Source organism: Texcoconibacillus texcoconensis, assembly GCF_014202575.1.
GTDB classification, from domain to species: Bacteria; Bacillota; Bacilli; order Bacillales; family Salisediminibacteriaceae; genus Texcoconibacillus; species Texcoconibacillus texcoconensis.
Map to the genome: position 1 here is coordinate 184,608 of NZ_JACHHB010000001.1, position 21,626 is coordinate 206,233.

The window sequence follows — 21,626 nt, forward strand, 5'->3', positions numbered from 1 at the left end:
GTTTCCCCCTTTCAAATTAAAAAACAACCGCTAAACGGGCAGAAGCAACTTGATCGTAAGGGATTTCCACTTGCTTTACACGTTGCTTTTGTTTCATTTCAACCGTTAACGTCGTCCCATCGAAGGAGTTTAACGTTCCTTCGAATACTTTTTCTCCTTCAACAGGAGCATACGTCGTTATGTAGACGTTTTTCCCAACCGCTTTTTCAACATCTGTTTCCTTTTTTAGCGGACGTTCCGCACCTGGTGAAGACACTTCAAGAAAATAAGCGCCCTCGATCGGGTCTTTTTTATCTAACTCTTCACTTAAACGTTCACTAACAGCTGTACAATCATCGAGGTCAACGCCGCCTTCGCGGTCAATATATACACGTAGAAACCAATTTTTTCCCTCTTTTTGATATTTAACTTCCACGATTTCCATGCCCATATCTTCAACGATTGGCTGAGCGATCTCTTCAACTAATGCAGTAATATTTTTGCCCATGTCAATCCTCCTTTGAATGCAGCAAGATCTTGCAGAGCTATTGCTATTTGAACAACAACATTCTTCATATAATGCGGTTGGTTTAGACGATTATTCATACCTAACGTTATTTACATGTTAGCCGTTTACTGTAAGAAAGTCCTTAAGTGCAAAAGAAAGAGTGGGGCGCTCCCACTCTTCTCCTAGACGCTATTCTCAGTATTACCATAAAAGTGTAACATAATCCTAAATGTCTTGCAAACCGCCACAAACGTTTAGAAGAGGGATAGCTGGTTTGAATCAGGCAAACCTTCCAAGCAGCCATGATCATCTAAATGTTCTAATACTGTTTTTGTAACTTTAGCCCGTTTTCGTAAATCTTCCTTGGAGAAAAATTCTCGTTCTTCACGCGCCTTTACAATATTGATCGCCGCATTCGTTCCAACCCCTGTCAAAGCATTGAAAGGAGGGATTAAAGAATCACCGTCAACGACAAACTCGGTCGCTTTTGAACGATACAAGTCAACTTTTTGGAACGAAAGCCCGCGTTGACACATTTCTAAGGCAAGTTCGAGAACGGTCACTAAACTTTTTTCTTTCGGTGATGCATCAAATCCTTTTTCCTGGATTTCTTCGATCCGTTTTCGAATACTTGTCGATCCTTTCGTCATTGTATCAAGATCAAAGTCATCTGCACGCACCGTAAAGTATGCAGCATAGAAAAGAATCGGATGATGAACTTTAAAATAAGCAATACGTATCGCCATTAACACGTAAGCAGCAGCGTGTGCTTTCGGGAACATGTATTTAATCTTTAAACAAGATCCGATATACCAGTCAGGGACGCCATGTTTTTTCATTTCTTCAATCCATTCTTCTTTTAACCCTTTGCCTTTTCGAACAAACTCCATAATCTGGAAGGCTAAAGAGTGTTCTACACCTTTATAAATTAAATAAACCATAATGTCATCACGACAACCGATCACATCTTTTAACTCACAAGTACCTTCAGCAACTAAATCGGCAGCATTACCTACCCACACGTCAGAACCGTGTGAAAGACCTGAAATTTGCACAAGTTCACTAAATGTCGTCGGTTTCGTTTCCTCGAGCATCTGTCGCACAAAACGCGTTCCGAATTCTGGAATTCCGTAAGTGCCCGTTTTACACATAATTTGTTCTTCAGAAACACCAATTGATTCTGTGCCGCTAAACAACTTAAACACTTCAGGGTCATCAACCGGGATGTCCATCGGATCCATGCCACTTAAATCTTGCAACATACGAATGACGGTCGGATCATCGTGGCCAAGTATATCTAACTTTAACAAATTATCATGAATCGAATGGAAGTCAAAGTGTGTTGTCATCCATTCTGAAGAACGGTCATCGGCTGGATATTGGATCGGTGAGAAATCATAAATATCTAAATGATCAGGGACAACGATAATTCCACCTGGGTGTTGACCTGTTGTTCTTTTAACACCTGTACACCCTTGAACGAGTCGATCAACTTCCGCATTTTTCAAATGTAATCCTTGCTCATCTTCATAATTTTTCACAAAACCATAGGCAGTTTTATCTGCAACAGTACCGATCGTCCCTGCTCGATACACGTAATCCTCACCGAACAAGTCTTTCGTATAGTTATGGGCAACTGGTTGATATTCGCCAGAGAAGTTCAAATCGATATCGGGGACTTTGTCCCCTTTAAAGCCAAGGAACGTTTCAAACGGAATATCATGACCGTCTTTATTATATTGGGCACCACAATTTTCGCATTCTTTATCAGGTAAATCAAACCCTGATCCGACGGAACCGTCATTAAAAAATTCTGAATGACGGCAACTTGGGCAAACGTAATGTGGTGGTAATGGATTAACTTCGGTAATTTCCGTCATCGTCGCAACAAACGAAGAACCAATAGACCCACGCGAGCCGACGAGGTATCCATCATCAAGTGATTTTTTAACAAGTTTTTGAGAGATTAAATAGATAACGGAGAAGCCGTTACTAATAATACTTTCTAATTCTTTATCGAGACGTTTCTCTACGATTTCAGGCAGTTGATCACCATATATACTCTTAGCTCGACCGTAACTCATTTCTCTCATTTCATCATCTGCCCCTTCGATATGAGGGGTGTATAAGTCATCGGGTATCGGTTTTGTTTCCTCTACGGAATCGGCAATTTTTTGCGTGTTTTCAACGACAATTTCCTTAGCTTTCGCTTCTGGCAAAAATGAAAAGCATTCAAGCATGTCATCTGTCGTTCGAAAATGAACATCAGGAAGCGTTCCTCTATTTAACGGATTTGCACCACCTTGTGAAGCAATCAAAATTTTACGATAGACTTTATCTTCTTCGTTTAAATAGTGAACATTTCCTGTAGCAACAACAGGCTTGTCCAACTTTTCACCAAGGTCTACGATATTTTTCAATAAATCTTTTAACGCCCGCTCATCACGAAGGACTTCCCTTTCAAGCTGACGCTGATAGTTTGTTGGTGGCTGAACTTCTAAATAGTCGTAAAATGCCGCGACTTGCTCGACTTCCTCAGGCGACTTTTGCAGCATCGCATCGAAAACTTCACCCTGATCACAGCCTGATCCTACGAGAATGCCATCTCGATGTTTGACCAGTTCAGAGCGTGGGATTCTCGGTACACGGTAGAAGTAGTGGGTATGAGCTAATGAAATGAGCTTATATAGGTTTCTCAGTCCATCTTGATTGGTCGCAAGTAACGTACAATGTGTCGGACGCTGTTTTTTATAGTCATCACTACTTTGTTGTTCATTGAGTTGGTAGTGATAAACAATTTCTTTTTCTTGGGCGTCACGGACCATTTTCCAAAGCAAATAACCAGTTGCCTCCGCATCATAAATCGCACGGTGGTGAGAGACGAGCTCAATATCAAATGCTTTACATAGCGTATTTAAACGGTGATTCTTCATTTTAGGATACAGCAGTCGACCTAATTCAAGTGTATCTACAACAGGGTTGGTTGCATGTGGCAAGCCGATCTTTTTATAACCAGCATTAATAAACGCCATATCGAAGCTCGCATTGTGAGCAACGAATGTGTCGTCTCCTGCCCATTCATAAAACTCACGTAGCACTGTGTCGACTTCCGGAGCATCTTTTAGCATGTCATCTGTAATCCCTGTTAGTTCAACGATCGTTGCTGATAATGGCTCATGTGGATTGGCGAAACGTTCAAAGCGATCGATAATTTCCCCGTTTTTCACTTTGACCGCAGCAAGTTCGATAATCGTATTATAAACCGCTGATAATCCTGTTGTTTCGACGTCAAAAACAATGTATGTTTCATCGAGTAAAGCGCGTTCGCACACATTATAGGCCACAGGAACACCGTCATTTACGAGGTTAGCTTCAACACCATAAATGACCTTCACACCGTGTTTTGAACCAGCAGCATAAGCTTCTGGATAAGACTGTGCCACAGCATGGTCTGTAATCGCAATTGCTGGATGTCCCCATTTTTTAGCTTGCGCAACAAGGTCAGATGTTGACGTGATCGCATCCATTTGGCTCATCGGAGTGTGTAGGTGTAGTTCAACACGTTTTTCTTCTGCATCATCTGTCCTCTCAACGGGGGTGACTTCATGGATATCTTTCGCAATAATCACAAGGTCACGGACAAATGTATCGTGTTGCACACTACCACGAACTTTTAACCACATTCCTTTTTTAATCGCTTCAAGGTAAGGTACATCTTCTTTATCATTGGAGAACATTTTCACCATCATCGAATCCGTGTAGTCGGTGATTTTAAAGGTTAGAAGCGTACGACCACTCCGCAATTCTCTCGTTTCGGCTTCAAACACATACCCTTGTACAGTAACGCGACGCTCTTCATCTTGAATCGTCTCCAATGCAATCGGGTCATCTTTAATTGGTAAACCAATCTGTACAGTTGATGCTCCACCGCTTTTTTCGGCGTCAACTTTCTTTTGTTGCTTCTGTTTTTCCATCATCGCTTCAACCATTTTTGAATGGTCTTCTTGCCTTCTCGTTTCCTCAAACTTTTCTCGTTCTTCCTTTGACTCTTGAACGAATGTGGCCAGTTGTATATCGGCAAACCCTACTTCTTTTAGCCGTTCACGAAATACGGGTGCAACACGTCTTTGAAAAGCTTCAGCCTCGGCTTCATTCGCTACACGAATCGATAACTTTTGCCCGTCAAAGTTAGGCGTTTGATTTTGCAAACGATGGATCAGTCCATTCGTTTCTTTTTTTAGTTGTTCAATAAAATACGGCCAATATTCTTGAATCATATCTTTTAAGTGATCAGTCGTATCATAACGTAAATAGACTTGGACTTGAGCGATATGATTTAATCCATTTGTTATCTTGGAAAGAAACAATTCAAAAGCTTTATATGGTAACGGAGCGGGAAGTTGCACATACAGATCCCATCGTTTTTCTTTTTTATAGATCGATAATTTTTGAATCTTACCGTTTTGCAAGTGTGCGTCTACCAATTCTTTAGGCATCGCTACTTGTTCCATTAATAATTGAAAACGTTCTTTTCTTACTTGTTGATCGTCAGTCATGGCCATCCTCCTCAATCCTGCTTACTACATGACTAGCTACAAGTATTCATAGAGAAAGGGTCCAAACGCCCCGAATTACATATATAGGTTCATATAGAAAAATACAACCTATACTTTGGTAAACTCGTCGGCGTTAGACCCTTTTGAGTAAACGCTGAAGCTTATTCAAATTTATAAATGAGCTAAACGTTCTTGTATCACTTCAATGCATTCATCAGATGCAATTTCATCCATTTCCCCACTCTTACGAACTTTTAATTCAACGATTCCTTCAGATGCTTTTTTCCCAACAGTAATACGGATTGGTAAGCCAAGAAGGTCTGCATCGTTAAACTTCACGCCAGGGCGTTCTTTACGGTCATCAAGTAACACGTCAAGGCCTGCCCCTTGGAGCTGGCTATACAATGACTCAGCAAGTTGACGCTGCTCGTCATCTTTTGTTTGTACACAAATGAGGTGAACATCAAATGGAGCGACACTTGCAGGCCAAATAATGCCTTGATCATCGTGGTGTTGTTCGATAATCGCAGCAAGTGTACGAGAAACACCGATGCCGTAACTTCCCATAACCATCGGCTTGTCCGAACCATTTTCATCTAAAAAGGTCGCGCCTAATGCTTCACTATAACGGGTTCCTAGTTTGAATACGTGTCCAACTTCAATGCCTTCACGGAACTGGATTGTTCCTTTTCCATCTGGTGAAGGGTCACCTTCTTGAATCGTACGCAAGTCATCATATTGTACACCTGAAAAGTCGCGCTCAGGGTTTACATTTTTGTGATGTTTATCTGTCTCATTTGCACCACATACTGCGTTAACCAACACTTCAACAGCATGGTCTGCTAATACTTTCACCTCTTCAGAAACACCAATTGGACCGACAAAACCTGGCGTTGTTCCGATGTATCGCTTCGTTTCTTCTTCGGTAGCCAATTCAACGGATTGTCCATCTGTCACGTGTTTCACTTTTACATCATTAACTTCGTGATCACCACGAACAAGAACGAGCACTGGGCGTTCATCAACAATAAATAACAGTGATTTAATTAGTTGATCCTCAGAGGTTTGTAAATAAGAAGCGACTTCTTCGATCGTCTTCACATTTGGTGTATCAACAGTCTGCAAAGGTTGTTGTTCTTCATCGGCGCGTTCATATTGAACATTGACTGGTGCAATTTCAATATTTGCGGCAAAGTCTGATTCATCTGAATATGCGATCGTATCTTCACCAACATCAGAAAGAACCATAAATTCGTGTGTATCTTTACCACCCATTGCACCTGAATCGGCAACAACAGCACGAAAATCTAAGCCACAACGTTGAAAGATTTTCGTATAAGCATCATACATCGCTTCGTATTGCTTGTCTAGTCCTTCGAAGGACGTATCGAAAGTATAAGCATCTTTCATGAGGAACTCTCGTGACCGCAAGACTCCGAAGCGAGGGCGACGTTCATCACGATATTTTGCCTGAATTTGGTAGACGTTCATCGGTAATTTTTTATACGACTTCACATCTGCTTTTAAAAGGGCTGTAACGACTTCTTCGTGCGTTGGACCAAGTGCGAAATCACGGTTATGGCGATCCTTAATACGCATCAACTCAGAACCATATGCCTCCCAACGCCCTGATTCTTGCCATAGTTCTGCAGGTTGTATGGCTGGCATCAATAATTCTTGTGCGCCTTTTGCATCCATCTCTTCACGAACGATGGCTTCAATATTTCTTAACACTTTCGTTCCGATAGGTAAAAAACTATAAACTCCAGCAGCGCTCTGACGAATAAGGCCTGCTCTTAGCATGAGGCGATGGCTGGCAATATCAGCATCGCTTGGTACATCTCGTAATGTAGGGACTAAATACGTACTCTGTCTCATTTAAACACCTCAATGTTCTCCTCTATATTAAAGGAAAAATTTGTTGATATCATTCCATGTAACGACAAGCATCAATAACATAAGCATAGCAAAACCGATAAAGTGTACGACACCTTCTTTTTCAGGGTCGATCGGTTTGCCTCGAACAGCTTCCAAACCAATGAAAGTAAGCCTTCCCCCATCTAATGCTGGGAGTGGAAGCAAATTGATAATTCCAAGGTTGATACTTAAAGCAGCTGCCCATTGAATCAGGACAAGGTAACCCATTTCTGCAGCTTCTCCAGTATAGCTATAAATGCCAACAGGTCCAGATAAATGATCCAGACTAAATTGACCAGTAACTAGCATCCCGAGTGCTTCGAAGATCAATTTTGTAAATTCATACGTCTGTGTAAAACCAAATGCTATCGCACCTGTTAACGAGTGTTCGGTCGGAGGATACACACCAATATATCCTTCTTCTACTTCCCCTGGACCTACCCGATCTGCGGGAACGATCTCTTGCTCGAAGGTTTGTGTACCTCTAGCGATTTCAAAATTTAGTGGTTCATTCGGGTGTGATTGAATGATCGCGGTCATGTCTTGCCATGACTCAACCGTTTGACCATCGATGGCGATAATTTCATCTTCCGGCTGTAAGCCTGCAGCTATCGCCACACCGTCATCTGTTAAATCACCTACTTTCGCCTCATCCGTTGGCATACCAGCTAGTAAACCGTACACCATCAACAGCACAGCAGCCAAAACAAAATTCATAGCTGGACCAGCAAAAATTGCTAGTGCACGTTGACCAATTGTTTTTGAAGAAAATTGACGATCATATGGAGCAATTTGTGTATGTTGTTCATCATAAATTAAGAGTGCTTTTTCATCGATTTTAAACGTTCTACACTCTTCTTCCCCGTCTAAATAACCACGAACAAATAATTGGTGTTCCAAATCGACCTTCTCAACTTGGATAATATGAGCTTCTGGGTGTTTTGATTTATTGTTGATGACAAGCTCTTTTACATGTCCCTGGTCATTGAACACGAGCCCAACCTCATATCCAGCTTTAATGTTTATCATTTCCGGATCTTCCCCTGCCATCCGGACAAAACCACCGATTGGAAGGAGACGAATCGTATACTTTGTTTCATTTTTTACAAATGAAAACATTTTCGGTCCAAAACCAATCGCAAACTCACGACAAAGAATACCCGCTCGTTTAGCGAATATGAGATGACCAAGTTCGTGGATAAAGATTAGCAATCCGAAAATGAGAATGATGGAGATAAACGTGTTCACAGGGTATCACAACCTTTATTTCATTAATGTTTGGACGTAACGACGAGCCCTAAGATCAATGTCTTGAATCGTCTCTAAATCCGGGTTCGCCACCGTCACAAATGAGTCTAGCGTTTTTTCAATGAGTGTCTCAATTTCAAGGAAAGGGATTTTTCCTTCGAGAAATGCAGCCACTGCTGCCTCATTTGCAGCATTTAATACTGTAGGTGCTGTCCCTTTTTCTTTACCTGCTTCATATGCAAGTTTAAGACAGCGAAACCGATCAGCATCTGGCTTTTCAAAATGAAGTGTTCCGACTTCCCATAAGTTTAACGGTTTTCTCCCTTTTAAATCAAGCCTTTTAGGGAAAGAAAGCGCGTACTGGATCGGAACGCGCATATCCGGAGAACCTAAATGAGCTAGTACACTACCATCAATATATTCAACGAGTGAGTGAATCATACTCTCTTTATGTAATAAAACATCAATTCTCTCATAAGGCGTTGAAAATAACCAATGCGCCTCAATCACTTCAAGGCCCTTATTCATCATCGTAGCAGAATCAATTGTGATTTTTGCCCCCATATTCCAATTCGGGTGCTTAAGCGCATCTTCCACTGTAACCCCTTTTAATTCCTCACGACTGCGATCACGAAAACTTCCACCCGATGCTGTTAATATGTAACGCTCTACCTCTTGTTGGTTATTTCCTTCTAAACATTGATAGATCGCTGAATGCTCACTATCAACAGGAATTAAATCGACTCCGTTTCGCTTGGCAGCTTCAGTGACAAGGTGCCCAGCTGTGACAAGCGTTTCTTTATTGGCAATCGCTATCGTTTTTTTCGCTTCGATTGCTTGTAACGTTGGATTAAGACCAACACTTCCCATCACAGCATTAACAAGAACGTCTGTCTCAGTGAGTGTGGCTACTTCAGTTAACCCTTGCTCTCCATATGTCACCTCTGTTGAAGATTCAATAAGGGCTCTTAGACGTGCAACATCTTCTTCGTATTGAACACTGACGAGAAGTGGTTGAAATTCATTTACGATTTGCGCAGCATATTCAACATTTCTTCCAACGGACAGTGCAACTAAACGAAAAGAATGAGGGTGATTCCGTAATACATCAATCGTCTGTTGCCCAATTGACCCACTCGCACCAAGTAAGCTTATGTTTCTCATCGGTTTCTCCCCTTTTAGCTATGTTAAAAATCATTTCCTTTTCTCTATTGTTTTACACTTTTAATAAGAGGACGGTAGCAGTCGTTAAATCATAAAAAACAGATAGACAATTGGCATCACAAACAGTAAACTATCAAAACGGTCAAGAATACCTCCATGGCCTGGCAAGATACTCCCAGAGTCTTTGACATTTTGATGTCTCTTTAGTGCTGACTCGATCAAGTCACCTAGTTGACCTACAATAGAGGCAACCGTTATTAATAGTAGTGTATATGTCACCGATTCGAAAAGTGAAATCATCAATGTGTAAACCATTCCGACGACTAAAGCTACCGCAATTCCTCCGAAAAAACCTTCAATCGTTTTTTTCGGACTAATATGGGGAGCTAATTTTCGTTTTCCAAACCGTTTGCCAATAAAGTACGCACCAGAATCTGTTGCCCAAATAATAAAGAGAATAAAAAATACAAGAGCTAGTCCTTGATCTAAAAAACGGGTTTCCATAAAAGAGGAAAAACCGATACCAATATAAACACTCATAATAAAAACAAAGCCAGCATCATCTATCGAAAAACGATTTTTCGTAACAACAGTTAATATTAATAATAAGAACACGAACGTAAAGATAAGTACGTTTTTGTCTAATACCGCAATCGAAAATGTGTCAATGATATCTGTTGGTACAAAAACAGCCCACACAAGAAGGAGGCTAGCCCCTCCTACTAGTGATAACACAGATACTCCTTTCATTTTCAAGACTTCTACCATAGCAACTGTCGCTAATAATAGCGATAGTAATGCAAACGGTAAGCCCCCGATCGCGATAACGATGATGAATGCGAGGCCTGCGACCACCCCTGTGATAATCCGTTGCTTCATCAATATCTCCCTTTCTTTAAACCCCACCGTATCGCCGTGTTCGTCGCTGATACACACGAATCGCTTCTAGAAAGTGTTCTTCCGTAAAGTCTGGCCACAGCACATCTGTAAACCACAATTCTGCATACGCCAGTTGCCAAAGCATGAAATTACTTAACCGAACTTCGCCACTTGTGCGAACTAATAAGTCCGGGTCAGGTAAATCCTTTGTCATCAGATAATCAGAAATCGAGTTTTCGTCGATGTCTTCCACCTTCACGTTACCAGCGTCAACATCTTCATATAGGGATTTTATCGCTTCAACCATCTCAAAGCGACTACCGTAATTTAAGGCAAAATTTAAGATCATCCCATCATTTTCTTTTGTTTCCTCTACAGCTTTTTGAACAGCGTCTACAGTATGTTTTGGTATTTCATTTAAAGTCCCCATGACCTGGACACGTACATTTTCTTCTTTTAACGTCGGAAGTTCAGATTGGAGAAATCGATCGGGTAATTTCATTAAAAAATCAACTTCCATTTTCGGTCGCTTCCAATTTTCTGTTGAAAATGCATATAAAGTAAGTGTATGAAGACCCAAACGGCTTGCTTGACGAACAATTTTACGAACAACGTTCATCCCTTCACGGTGACCAGCAATTCTCGGTAACCCTCTTTGTTTTGCCCAACGGCCATTACCATCCATAATAATCGCCACATGGTTAGGAACATTTTCAGGGTCGATAGGCGTTACATCTGTATCATCCGTGTATTTATCTTTTCGCGTTGAAAAACGTTTCAACATTACATGGTCCCCCAAGGTTTGAAATATCTATTTTAAAAACAAACTATACTGACGAATGAACCTTCCCTTATGAAAACACCCAAGTTGAGCGTGTAAAAAAACCCCCAAAATTGAGGGTCTTTTATGCTCCTATTTTACCTTCTTTTAGCTTATACTTCCATAATTTCGTCTTCTTTTTGTGAAGCTAATTCATCAACGCGATCAGTAAATTTGTCGGTGATTTTTTGAATTTCATCTGTGTTTCGACGAAGTTCGTCTTCAGTTAATTCACTGTCTTTTTGCTGTTTCTTCAACTCATCGTTAATGTCACGGCGGACATTTCGAATAGCTACTTTTGCATCTTCAGCATATCGTTTGACGAACTTCACAAGTTCCGCACGACGCTCCTCAGTTAAAGCTGGTACTGCAATGCGAATAACATTTCCATCACTCGATGGGGATAAACCTAAATCAGCTTTTTGAATCGCTTTTTCAATTTCTGAAATCGCCGATTTGTCAAACGGTTGAATCATCAACATACGAGCTTCAGGAACTGATACTGTTGCTAATTGATTGAGCGGCGTCTGCATGCCATAATATTCTACTTGAACTTTGTCAAGCATCGCAGGGTTAGCACGACCTGCACGAAGTGTCGCTAACTCTTTACGTAATGAATCGATTGACTTCTCCATACGTTCTTCAGCTTGTTTAAATACTTCCTTACTCATCGTCATTTGTCCCCCTTATAATCGTTCCTATATCTTCACCAAGCACAGCTCGACGGATATTTCCTTCTTCCATAATTGAAAAGACAAGTAGAGGAATGTTATTGTCCATACAAAGAGATGAAGCCGTTGAATCCATGACATTCAACCCTTCTTTTAATAGGTCTAAATACGTTAAACGATTGTATTTAACGGCCGATTGATCAACGGAAGGATCTGCGCTATAAACACCATCAACATTATTTTTCGCCATCAAAATGACTTCTGCCTCAATTTCAGCTGCTCGTAACGCGGCAGTTGTATCTGTTGAGAAGTATGGGTTCCCTGTACCAGCTGCAAAAATCACAACACGTTTCTTTTCTAAATGACGAATTGCTCTTCTACGTATGTACGGTTCTGCAACTTGACGCATTTCAATTGATGTTTGAACGCGAGTCGGAACTCCGTTATCTTCTAGGCTGTCTTGAAGTGCCAATGAATTCATCACAGTCGCAAGCATTCCCATATAATCGGCAGTTGCTCGATCCATCCCTTGCGCACTTCCTGCCATACCTCGCCAAATATTGCCGCCTCCAACAATGATCGCAACTTCTGTACCAAGTTGAGCAATCTCTTTCACTTGCGCTGCAATCGATTGAATGACTTTGGGGTCGATGCCATAATGTTGATCGCCACCTAATGCTTCTCCACTTAACTTTAATACAATACGTTGATATTTCGGATTTTCCATAGTCCCCTCCATTGTCATGTGAAGTCGTCGGTTGCTTATGTTTAGAATATGTCGTACGTGGAGCGAAAATAAAGATTTACGTTCGTTGAATAGGTGGGCCATTTGCCAACACACATATTTGGAACGACCTTGTTCCCTAAATCTTTATCATCACCTTGGTAATATTGCGGAAAAGGGACACGGAGTGCCCCTTTCCTCACTTTTTTGACTATTTTTTCATTTGAGACTTAACTTCATCAGCAAAGTTTTCTTCTTTTTTCTCGATTCCTTCGCCAACTTCGTAACGAACAAATGTTTTAATGTTCGCACCTTTGCTTTCAACGTACTTCCCTACTTTTTGATCGCTATCCTTAACAAATGCTTGTTCATTTAGGCAAATTTCTTCGAAGTACTTGCCTAAACGACCTTCAACCATTTTTTCAACAATGTTTTCAGGTTTCCCTTCATTCATTGCTTGTTGTTTTAATACTTCACGTTCGTTGTTTACAACATCTTCTGGTACTTCATCACGTGAAATGTAAGTTGGGTTGATCGCTGCTACGTGCATTGCAACGTCTTTTGCTACTTGATCGTCAGTCGTTCCCTCAACAAGCGTCAATACGCCGATGCGTCCACCCATGTGTAAATACGCGCCAAAGGAATCAGCATCTGTTTTCTCAACGATTTCAAAACGACGCAGGGAAAGTTTTTCACCAATTTTTGCAGTTTGGTCATTAATGTAGTCTTGAAGCGTTTCTGCTTCACCGTCAAATGCTTGACCGAATGCTTCTTCAACTGTCGCTGGACGGTTTTGAAGTAAGTGGTTCGCTACAGTGGAAACCATGTTTTGGAAGTTTTCGTTTTTCGCAACGAAGTCTGTCTCTGCGTTTACTTCGACAATAATTGCTACGTTTCCTTCTTCTTGAACATAAGTTAAACCTTCAGCAGCAACACGGTCTTGTTTCTTCGCTGCTTTTGCGATTCCTTTTTCACGTAAGAAATCGACTGCTTTTTCCATATCTCCATCTGTTTCGTTCAACGCTTTTTTACAATCCATCATGCCTGCGCCTGTCTTTTCACGCAATTCTTTTACCATACTTGCTGTAATTGCCATGTTTTATTCCTCCTTAGTGAGTATGTAATGTTAGAACGTTTCATCTATCATGAAAGAACCGAAAAACGAAACGTGCTTTCGTGAAAAAAAGGTGATAAAGGGCCAACCCCTCTATCACCCTTCGTTGCTCCAATTTGTTACGCTGAAGTTTCTTCGCCTTGGTTTGCTTCAAGGATTGCATCAGCCATTTTTGCTGTTAGAAGTTTTACCGCACGAATCGCATCGTCATTTCCTGGAATCACGTAGTCGATTTCATCCGGGTCACAGTTTGTATCAACAATTGCAACAATCGGAATGTTCAACTTGCGCGCTTCAGCGATTGCAATGCGCTCTTTGCGCGGATCAATGACGAACAATGCGTCTGGTAGTTGATCCATTTCTTTAATTCCGCCTAAGAATTTCTCAAGACGATCCATTTCTTTTTTCAAAAGGATAACTTCTTTCTTAGGAAGAACGTCAAACGTACCGTCTTCTTGCATACGCTCTAAGTCTTTTAGGCGTGCAATACGCTTACGGATTGTTTCGAAGTTTGTCAAAGTTCCACCTAACCAACGTTGGTTGATGAAATACATGCCACAACGCTCTGCTTCTTCTTTTACAGAGTCTTGTGCTTGTTTTTTCGTACCGACAAACAAAACATTGCCGCCTTGTGCTGCAAGGTCGCGAACATATTTGAATGCCTCGTCAACCTTTTTCACAGTCTTTTGTAAGTCAATGATGTAAATCCCGTTACGTTCAGTGAAAATGTAACGATCCATTTTCGGGTTCCAGCGACGTGTCTGGTGACCGAAATGAACGCCGGCTTCTAACAATTGTTTCATGGAGATTACTGCCATCTCCAACACCTCCTTGGTTTTTTGTTCCTCCGTTCATATCCTCTTTGTACAAAACTGTCATGTGACAGCACCATTGTACAAATCAACGAACGTGTGTGATGAACACCGAAAATTACTATACCATAATGTTTGCGTGTGCGCAACAATACTTTTAACGTTGGTGAAATTTTAATAACAATTCAACTTCACCGGCTCCCATTTCCAATTGTTGTGCAATTTCCTTCGCATTATACCCTTTTTCTGCTAAAGCTAAAACTTTTGCATTTTGTGATGATTCCATATGTGTGCCATTTTCCTCAGGTGTTGGTGGTTGATAATCTTCATAATTCATTTTATTTTCTTCATTTGCTTGCTGAGAAAACTTTGCTTGGTCATCCTCCAAGTTTTTGTCACTCTCTACCCGTGGCCCAACAGGAACCGAGTACGTAAGTGGTGATGTCGGAGGCGTGTACGTTCTCTCATAGTCCTCGTTTTGGTACCTCTGTCCTTCCGATGCTTCAGTCTTGTCTGTAGCTTTGTCCATTGTTTTATGTACTTCTTCACGTGTTTGTTGCTCTTTCCTTCTTGCTAATTGACGTAAAAATCGATCATTGTTATCTTTCATTTCACGTGTATAGGATATAAGCAAATCTTCAATTTCTTTTTTCGTTTTCTCATCTTCACCTGTGCTCTGACTCTTTTCTTGCAACTTCATATAAAAGAGAATGATAAAAAAGAAACTTACCAAGTGAAGAATGAAGCTGAAAATAATAATGTACGTCATACGATCCCTCTTTAACTATGTTCGCCAATCCATATGCCTTCACCTTTAAAAGCTACAGGTTCATAAATGTGATTTCTCCATCATTCAAACGAAAACGAACATTTTGATGTTTTGTAATCACTTTACGGCGATATTTACCAAAGTAAATATCAACGTTTGGGTGAATGGTTTGATAAACATTAACTTGTGCTAGCGCTTCGCTTTTGTATAGGTCTTGGATTTCATTTAATTTTTCTTTTCCTTCAAGCTGCTTTTGTTCATTTTCATTGAGCGAATTACGGATTCGAAGTTTTAAGACTCGCTCTTGGCCTGTAAGAGAACCTTGTTTTTCTTTTTCTAATAAACGGCTAAGAAGCTGGTTTAATTTCTCCTTTTCATCGTTACTTTCCTCGATTTGTTTTTGTAACTGTTGTTCTCTTTCCAAACCTTTCTTATTCACCCCAAGGTAAAGAGAAGTAGGTGTGTTCATGTCGTTACCTACTTCATTGACTTCAATACCTCGGCCTGCAGAGACACTACCACCTACGATATTTCCTTTCCTTTGCGTACAATAAACCATCCCGTTTGCTTGTATATCGCTATGGAAAATCGATTGTGTAACATGTACGTCTTTTTCAACAACAACATTACCTTGGTTAATAAACAATGTATGTAAATCGTTGGCTGAATGGATTTCACCTTTCCCTTCGGCCACAATCCCCTGGTTAATAAAAATGGATCCTCCTGCGTGTAAAGTTGCCGCCTCCACAGACCCATTAATTCGAATATCACCGCCGGCACGTACTTCAAAGCCTGTCGGTACATTACCTCGTATATTAACATTACCGACAAAATCAATATTTCCCGTCTTTAAATCGAGATCGCCATTGACTTCGTAAACCGGATAAACATGAATCACTTTCGTTTCCACACTCATCTGTCCATCGACAACTGCATATAATTTTGTACCGTCGTCATTAACTTGAGTATTCTTTCCTTTACGGAGTTTCATATCTTTACCTGGTTTTGCTTCAACTTCTTCACCAAATATATTCATGCCCTTTTGGCCTTCTGTTTTGGGCACCTTTTTTCCTACAAGCGTCCCCTGCGTGACCGAAGGAATATCTATCACATGTTTTAAATCAACATACATGTCATCTCCCATTTTCCCGTCACCATTTGTAGGGTAAACCGGCTGTAAATAAGCATCTTCACCATCTATCGGCTGCTTACCTTCCGCGACGACAACAGGAGCGCTAATTGACCCTTCGATAAAACTATTTAAAACTTCTTCTTTCAATCCATAGGTAATACCATGTTCAACAAGGAAATGCTTTAATTCATCTAGAGTTATCGGGGCTTCTTGACGTTGATTTTGTTTAAGGATTGCTTGTTGCTTTTCTTCACTTATTTCTACTTCTAAAACCTCATATAATGAACCCACTTGTCTCACCCTCTATGACTGTTTTAAACAAGTTTCATATTTACTATTATAGCTTTTATTGTTAGAAAAAGCCATGTTATGCTTTCATAACCATCTAGGTTTTTGAAAAACATACCATAGCTTTTGTTCCTCTTATTTACAGTTAATTAGCTTTTTTTAATACTTGTTGCAATCGGAAGAGCGCTTTTGAGTGTATCTGTGAAATTCTTGAGGTCGATAAACTTAAAACTTCACCAATTTCTGTCAATGTTAATTCCTCAAAATAAAACAGGGTAATAACAAGTCGTTCCTTCTCATTTAAGTTATCGATCACATTGACAAGTTCGTCATTTGAAGATTGTTTGACTATTTCTTGTTCTGGGGTAAGGGTCTTCTTGTCCTCGATCGTTGACAAATAGGTTTCATCACGGTCTGACTCTTGAGCAGGTTCGTCGATTGACAGCACGTTAGCAACAAAAGTTTCATTCATAACATGTAGAATGTCAGTCTCACTCATCCCTAATTCTTCAGCAATTTCTTTGGCTTCAATGTTACGTCCTTGCTCCTGCTCCAATCTTTCAATCGTTGCTTCGATTTTTTTTGATTTTTCCCGAACTGAACGCGGAAGCCAATCTTCTTGACGCAAGCCGTCCATAATCGAACCACGAATACGAAAAGATGCATATGTATCAAATTTCAAATCACGTGATGTGTCGAACTTTTCAAGTGCATCGTATAATCCCATAAAACCGTGGCTCCGTAAGTCATCGTGTTTTACACTTTTCGGTACATTTGCACCTATACGTTGTACATGATATTCAACAAGTGGAAAGTACGCTTCAATCAAACGTGTACATGCTTGGTCATCTCGTTCATTTGTCCAAAGTTCCCAATCTTGTTGAAGTTGTTCGACATTTTCCACTTGTACCATGAACCCTTACCCCCCTCTACACTTGTTAGTATGAAGCATTACTCTTCGCTAGATACAGCGAGTTTACTTTCAATGTTGTTTTCTTGTTTGTCATCATTTTTAGTGGCTTGTTTTTGCGAATGTTCTTTATTGTCACTTTGTTCATTGGTTTTCTCTTTCTTTGATGAAACATTTGTATGATCTCCAGAATATCTTTTCACATGAGCAAATGTTAATGCCCATAAAAAACGAATGAAATATCCTAAGACATACGCAATAAAAAAGGCGATCACACCTCTAAAAAGCGAAATAGGAAAATAATTGATCATCATGCTAGCGATAAACACGATCATAAATCCAATAAGAGCAAAAACGATATTGATTCGCCAAGTTCCATGAAGCATTAGATTTCCCTCGTTCCTTGACTGACTGTTCGAATCGATAACGAAAACGAGGCTGGGTCAAATTCGATGGTGCGCCCACTGTTACCACCTACATCTTCACTAATTAGTTGTATTTTGTGCTTCTTTAGTTGTTCCCGAACCGCTTCTACGTTACGAGGGCCTATTCGCATCACTTCGCTCGATGAAGAAAATTGAAACATTTGGGCACCGCCAGCCATTTTTGCTTTTAAACCTATTTTATTAGCCCCTTCACGTTCCATGAGTACAAGCAAATCAGTGATCGCTGTATCTGCATATTTTGCCCGATTCAAACCACCGTTTTTAGCCATCGACGAGTCTGGAAGCATAATATGGGCCATTCCAGCCAATTTCATACGCTCATCGTAAATGACAACACCTACACATGATCCTAGACCTGATGTTCGAATCGAATTTGGTGATTTGGAAACATTAAGGTCAGCCATTCCTACTTTCACAACTTCATTCATCGGTGTCTACCCCTAAAGCATTAAAAATGATCGCAAACGATTCCGGATCCGGCAATAAAAAGAAGTGACCTGTCGTTTTTGTCTCATTTTTTGCTGTCTCCTCTTTAATCTCAGTCTCAATAACGATCGCATAATCCCCGACTTTCGAAATTTCAATCAGACCATGACTTAATATAGCCATCGTCATGTCAACTGCAAGAGCTGGGACTGACGGTTGAAGAGGGATTTTCGTAAAATCAGATAACGACGATAAATAAGACCCTGCCAAAATATTCCCAACTTCTTGCATTGCACTTGCAGCTAATTCAGAAACTGGTGGATTAGAGAAGTCAACTTGTTCTTCTCCAATCAAATTTTGAATTAATACTGTTGCTTCGCCTACTGGTAACATGAAAAACAAATTACCTGGGCATTCACCTTCAATCCTAAGAAAGATGGCTACAACGACTGCCTCATCGCCTCCGACGGTTTCTGTCATTTGATTGAAAGGAACAACATTAACAGAAGGAACGTTCATTTCAATCGTCTTATTTAACATCGTAGAAAGAGCTGTAGCTGCATTTCCAGCGCCGATATTTCCAACTTCTTTCAAAAGGTCGAGTTGCTGGGCATCAATTCGTTGAAACATATCCATGTTACACTTCCGCCTCAATTTGTTTTAAATCTTGGATCTCTTCTGGGTTTAATACTTTATCTAGATTCAATAAAATGAGTAGTCGTTTCTCTAACTTAGCTACGCCTCTTAAGTATTCCGCTTCTAGTCCACCTACGACTTCTGGAGGTGGTTCAATTGCATTTGCAGGAATGTCAATGACATCGTTGGCATTATCTACAATCAAACCAACATCCATTTCACCTACACTAACAATAATGACGCGGCTACTATCAGAATAATCGACTTCTTCAATATTAAATCGACTGCGCAAATCAATAATCGGTGTAACGACACCTCTTAAATTGATCACACCTTTAACAAAATCTGGTGTTCGCGGGACCCGCGTAATATGCTGGACACGCTCAATCGATCGAACTTGTTCGACGGCAACACCATACTCTTCATTTTTTAATTGAAAGACAATCACTTTCATATCATTCATTGTTTCATTTTCAACCATTTCAGCCATTACAATCCCTCCTAGCTGTTATTCATTGATTGCATCTAAACTAATAACGTTTGTTTCTATTTAATCATCGCATTGCAATCGATAATAAGCGCAACTTGTCCGTTGCCGAGAATCGTTGCTCCGGAAATTGCGAAAACGTTTTGTAAATAATTCCCGAGAGATTTTAAAACAATTTCTTGTTGGCCAATAAATGAATCAACGACAAGTCCAGCCATCTTTTCACCTTTTCGAACGATAACGATCGAGTAATAATCGTCTTGTTCACGTGTTCTTGGGACATCAAAAAAGTCCGTTAAGTGAACGAGTGGCACAACATGTCCACGGAAGTCGATCACATCTTGATTATGTGCTGACATAATGTCTTCTTTTTTTACAATTGCTGTTTCGATAATTGAAGAAAGAGGAATTGCATACACCTCTTCTTGAACATCAACGAGCATGACAGAAATGATCGATAAAGTTAATGGTAATTGAATCGAAAAAGTTGAACCTTCCTCTGGTACAGAGTCAACGGATATATTACCGCCTAAAGATTCGATTTTATTTTTCACAACATCCATGCCGACGCCTCGCCCGGAAATATCTGATACTTGATCAGCTGTACTTAAACCACTTGAGAACAATAGCTCATAAACCTGTTTGTCAGATAGCGAAGACGCATTATCGTGCGAAACAACACCATTGTCCAAGGCTTTTTGTAACACTTTTTCTCTGTTAATTCCTTTACCATCATCAGACACTTCAATAAAGACGTGGTTCCCACTATGATATGCCTTTAACGTAACATGACCTTCTTCTGGTTTCCCAGCTTTTGTACGCTCGTCAGGTGTTTCAATACCATGGTCTAGTGAATTACGCAACAAATGAACGAGTGGGTCTCCGATTTCATCGATAACTGTACGGTCGAGTTCCGTCTCAGCTCCGATAATTTCTAAGTTCACTTTTTTGTTTAATTCTTTCGTTAAACCTCTAACCATTCTTGGAAAACGATTAAATACTTGCTCTACAGGGACCATGCGCATATTTAAGATAATATTTTGCAAGTCGCCTGAAATTCGTGACATGTGCTCGACTGTTTCTGTTAATTCATTACTCTTTAAGTCACTTGCAATTTGTTCAAGTCGGCCCCGGTCAATCACGAGTTCTTCAAATAAGTTCATTAAACTATCTAAGCGATCAATATTCACGCGAATGGTTTTGTTTGTTTGTTGCTGCTGTTTGTCATTACTCTCTGCTTGTTGCGTTCGAGGTGTTGCACTTTGTTTTTCTTGTACTTCCTGAGCTGGTTGTATACTTTTAGACTCTTCTTGTTGTTCAACGGATTGGTCACTTGTATCTTCGTTTGATTGATCTGATTGATCCGTTTGCTCGAGCATACCTACATCTACGACACTAACTAACACTTCTTCTACCTCGGAAACTTTCATTATCTTTTGCTGAACTTCCTCGGCTTCTTCTTTCGTGACGAGTGTCACCGAAAACGTCTGTTCAAACTGTTCTTCCTCAAGCTGATCAACAGTCGGTGTTGATTTGATGACCTCTCCACATTTCTCGAGAACTTCAAAAACCATAAAAACGCGGGCTGCCTTTAAAATACAATCTTCTCTTAAGGAAACTTGAAAATGAAAAGCGTTATACCCTTGTTCTTTAGACTGATTTAAGACCGTTCGTTCAAAATCATCAAAGAATGGTGTCTCTCCGCCACTAGTATTCTTCATTTCTTCAGCTGTAGCGGCATGTTCTTCTTCTGACCATGTACCGTTTTCAATTTGTTCTAATTGGTTAACGACATTTGATACATCCCGTTTTCCGTCTCCACCATCTGCAACATCATTGACAATGGCTTCTAGATCATCGACGGCATCAAAAATGACATCGACCAAGTCACTTGTCGTATGTAATTGTTCGTTGCGAATTTGGTCTAACACATTTTCCATACGGTGGGTTAAACTCGCTAAATCATCAAATCCCATCGTTCCAGCCATCCCTTTTAACGTATGAGCCGCACGGAAAACTTCGTTAACAATCGAGACATCTTCTGGATTCTTTTCAAGGTTTAATAGTTGGTCATTCATCATTTGCAAATGTTCTTTACTTTCATCAATGAACATATCTAAGTACTGGTTTCTTTCCACAA

General features: G+C 40.3%; 19 protein-coding genes. All 19 read right to left on the reverse strand.

What is annotated here, in order from left to right; genetic code table 11:
* Positions 1-16: 16 nt before the first annotated feature.
* Complete coding sequence (gene rimP, locus HNQ41_RS00855; RefSeq protein WP_184662518.1) at positions 17-487, reverse strand: ribosome maturation factor RimP; 471 nt, start codon at positions 485-487, stop codon at positions 17-19.
* Positions 488-741: 254 nt separating this feature from the next.
* Positions 742-5,043: a PolC-type DNA polymerase III gene (locus tag HNQ41_RS00860; RefSeq protein ID WP_184662519.1), complete on the reverse strand. Its 4,302-nt coding sequence runs from the start codon at positions 5,041-5,043 to the stop codon at positions 742-744.
* Positions 5,044-5,214: 171 nt separating this feature from the next.
* Entirely contained in the window at positions 5,215-6,921 is a 1,707-nt protein-coding gene (locus tag HNQ41_RS00865; protein WP_184662520.1) for a proline--tRNA ligase, read from the reverse strand.
* A 27-nt stretch (positions 6,922-6,948) separates the two neighbouring features.
* Positions 6,949-8,208, reverse strand: a complete 1,260-nt coding sequence (rseP, locus tag HNQ41_RS00870) for an RIP metalloprotease RseP (protein ID WP_184662521.1) — start codon at positions 8,206-8,208, stop codon at positions 6,949-6,951.
* Positions 8,209-8,223: 15 nt separating this feature from the next.
* The gene (locus HNQ41_RS00875) at positions 8,224-9,372 is read right to left on the reverse strand and encodes a 1-deoxy-D-xylulose-5-phosphate reductoisomerase (protein ID WP_184662522.1); all 1,149 of its coding nucleotides are present in this window, start codon (positions 9,370-9,372) and stop codon (positions 8,224-8,226) included.
* 84 nt (positions 9,373-9,456) lie between these two features.
* The gene (locus tag HNQ41_RS00880; protein ID WP_184662523.1) at positions 9,457-10,251 is read right to left on the reverse strand and encodes a phosphatidate cytidylyltransferase; all 795 of its coding nucleotides are present in this window, start codon (positions 10,249-10,251) and stop codon (positions 9,457-9,459) included.
* 16 nt (positions 10,252-10,267) lie between these two features.
* Complete coding sequence (uppS, locus tag HNQ41_RS00885; protein WP_184662524.1) at positions 10,268-11,035, reverse strand: undecaprenyl pyrophosphate synthase; 768 nt, start codon at positions 11,033-11,035, stop codon at positions 10,268-10,270.
* Between the two features lie 149 nt (positions 11,036-11,184).
* Positions 11,185-11,742, reverse strand: a complete 558-nt coding sequence (gene frr / locus HNQ41_RS00890; protein ID WP_184662525.1) for a ribosome recycling factor — start codon at positions 11,740-11,742, stop codon at positions 11,185-11,187.
* On the reverse strand, positions 11,735-12,469 hold the full coding sequence (gene pyrH / locus HNQ41_RS00895; protein ID WP_184662526.1) for a UMP kinase: 735 nt from the start codon (positions 12,467-12,469) through the stop codon (positions 11,735-11,737). The genes frr and pyrH overlap by 8 nt, the downstream gene beginning before the upstream one ends.
* A gap of 208 nt (positions 12,470-12,677) precedes the next feature.
* Positions 12,678-13,562 (reverse strand): translation elongation factor Ts, encoded by an 885-nt coding sequence (tsf, locus tag HNQ41_RS00900; RefSeq protein WP_184662527.1) that lies wholly within the window; start codon positions 13,560-13,562, stop codon positions 12,678-12,680.
* Positions 13,563-13,699: 137 nt separating this feature from the next.
* On the reverse strand, positions 13,700-14,398 hold the full coding sequence (gene rpsB, locus HNQ41_RS00905) for a 30S ribosomal protein S2 (RefSeq protein WP_184662528.1): 699 nt from the start codon (positions 14,396-14,398) through the stop codon (positions 13,700-13,702).
* A gap of 151 nt (positions 14,399-14,549) precedes the next feature.
* Positions 14,550-15,161, reverse strand: a complete 612-nt coding sequence (locus HNQ41_RS00910) for a DUF6115 domain-containing protein (protein ID WP_184662529.1) — start codon at positions 15,159-15,161, stop codon at positions 14,550-14,552.
* 52 nt (positions 15,162-15,213) lie between these two features.
* Complete coding sequence (locus HNQ41_RS00915) at positions 15,214-16,584, reverse strand: FapA family protein (protein WP_184662530.1); 1,371 nt, start codon at positions 16,582-16,584, stop codon at positions 15,214-15,216.
* Between the two features lie 142 nt (positions 16,585-16,726).
* The gene (locus tag HNQ41_RS00920; RefSeq protein ID WP_184662531.1) at positions 16,727-17,494 is read right to left on the reverse strand and encodes a FliA/WhiG family RNA polymerase sigma factor; all 768 of its coding nucleotides are present in this window, start codon (positions 17,492-17,494) and stop codon (positions 16,727-16,729) included.
* A 38-nt stretch (positions 17,495-17,532) separates the two neighbouring features.
* Entirely contained in the window at positions 17,533-17,877 is a 345-nt protein-coding gene (locus tag HNQ41_RS00925; protein ID WP_184662532.1) for a hypothetical protein, read from the reverse strand.
* Positions 17,877-18,365, reverse strand: a complete 489-nt coding sequence (locus HNQ41_RS00930; RefSeq protein WP_184662533.1) for a chemotaxis protein CheD — start codon at positions 18,363-18,365, stop codon at positions 17,877-17,879. Before HNQ41_RS00930 ends, HNQ41_RS00925 begins: the two co-directional genes overlap by 1 nt.
* Positions 18,358-18,999 (reverse strand): chemotaxis protein CheC, encoded by a 642-nt coding sequence (locus HNQ41_RS00935; RefSeq protein WP_184662534.1) that lies wholly within the window; start codon positions 18,997-18,999, stop codon positions 18,358-18,360. Before HNQ41_RS00935 ends, HNQ41_RS00930 begins: the two co-directional genes overlap by 8 nt.
* 1 nt (position 19,000) lies before the next feature.
* Positions 19,001-19,480, reverse strand: a complete 480-nt coding sequence (locus HNQ41_RS00940) for a chemotaxis protein CheW (RefSeq protein WP_184662767.1) — start codon at positions 19,478-19,480, stop codon at positions 19,001-19,003.
* A 65-nt stretch (positions 19,481-19,545) separates the two neighbouring features.
* Entirely contained in the window at positions 19,546-21,624 is a 2,079-nt protein-coding gene (locus HNQ41_RS00945; RefSeq protein ID WP_184662535.1) for a chemotaxis protein CheW, read from the reverse strand.
* Positions 21,625-21,626: the final 2 nt, after the last annotated feature.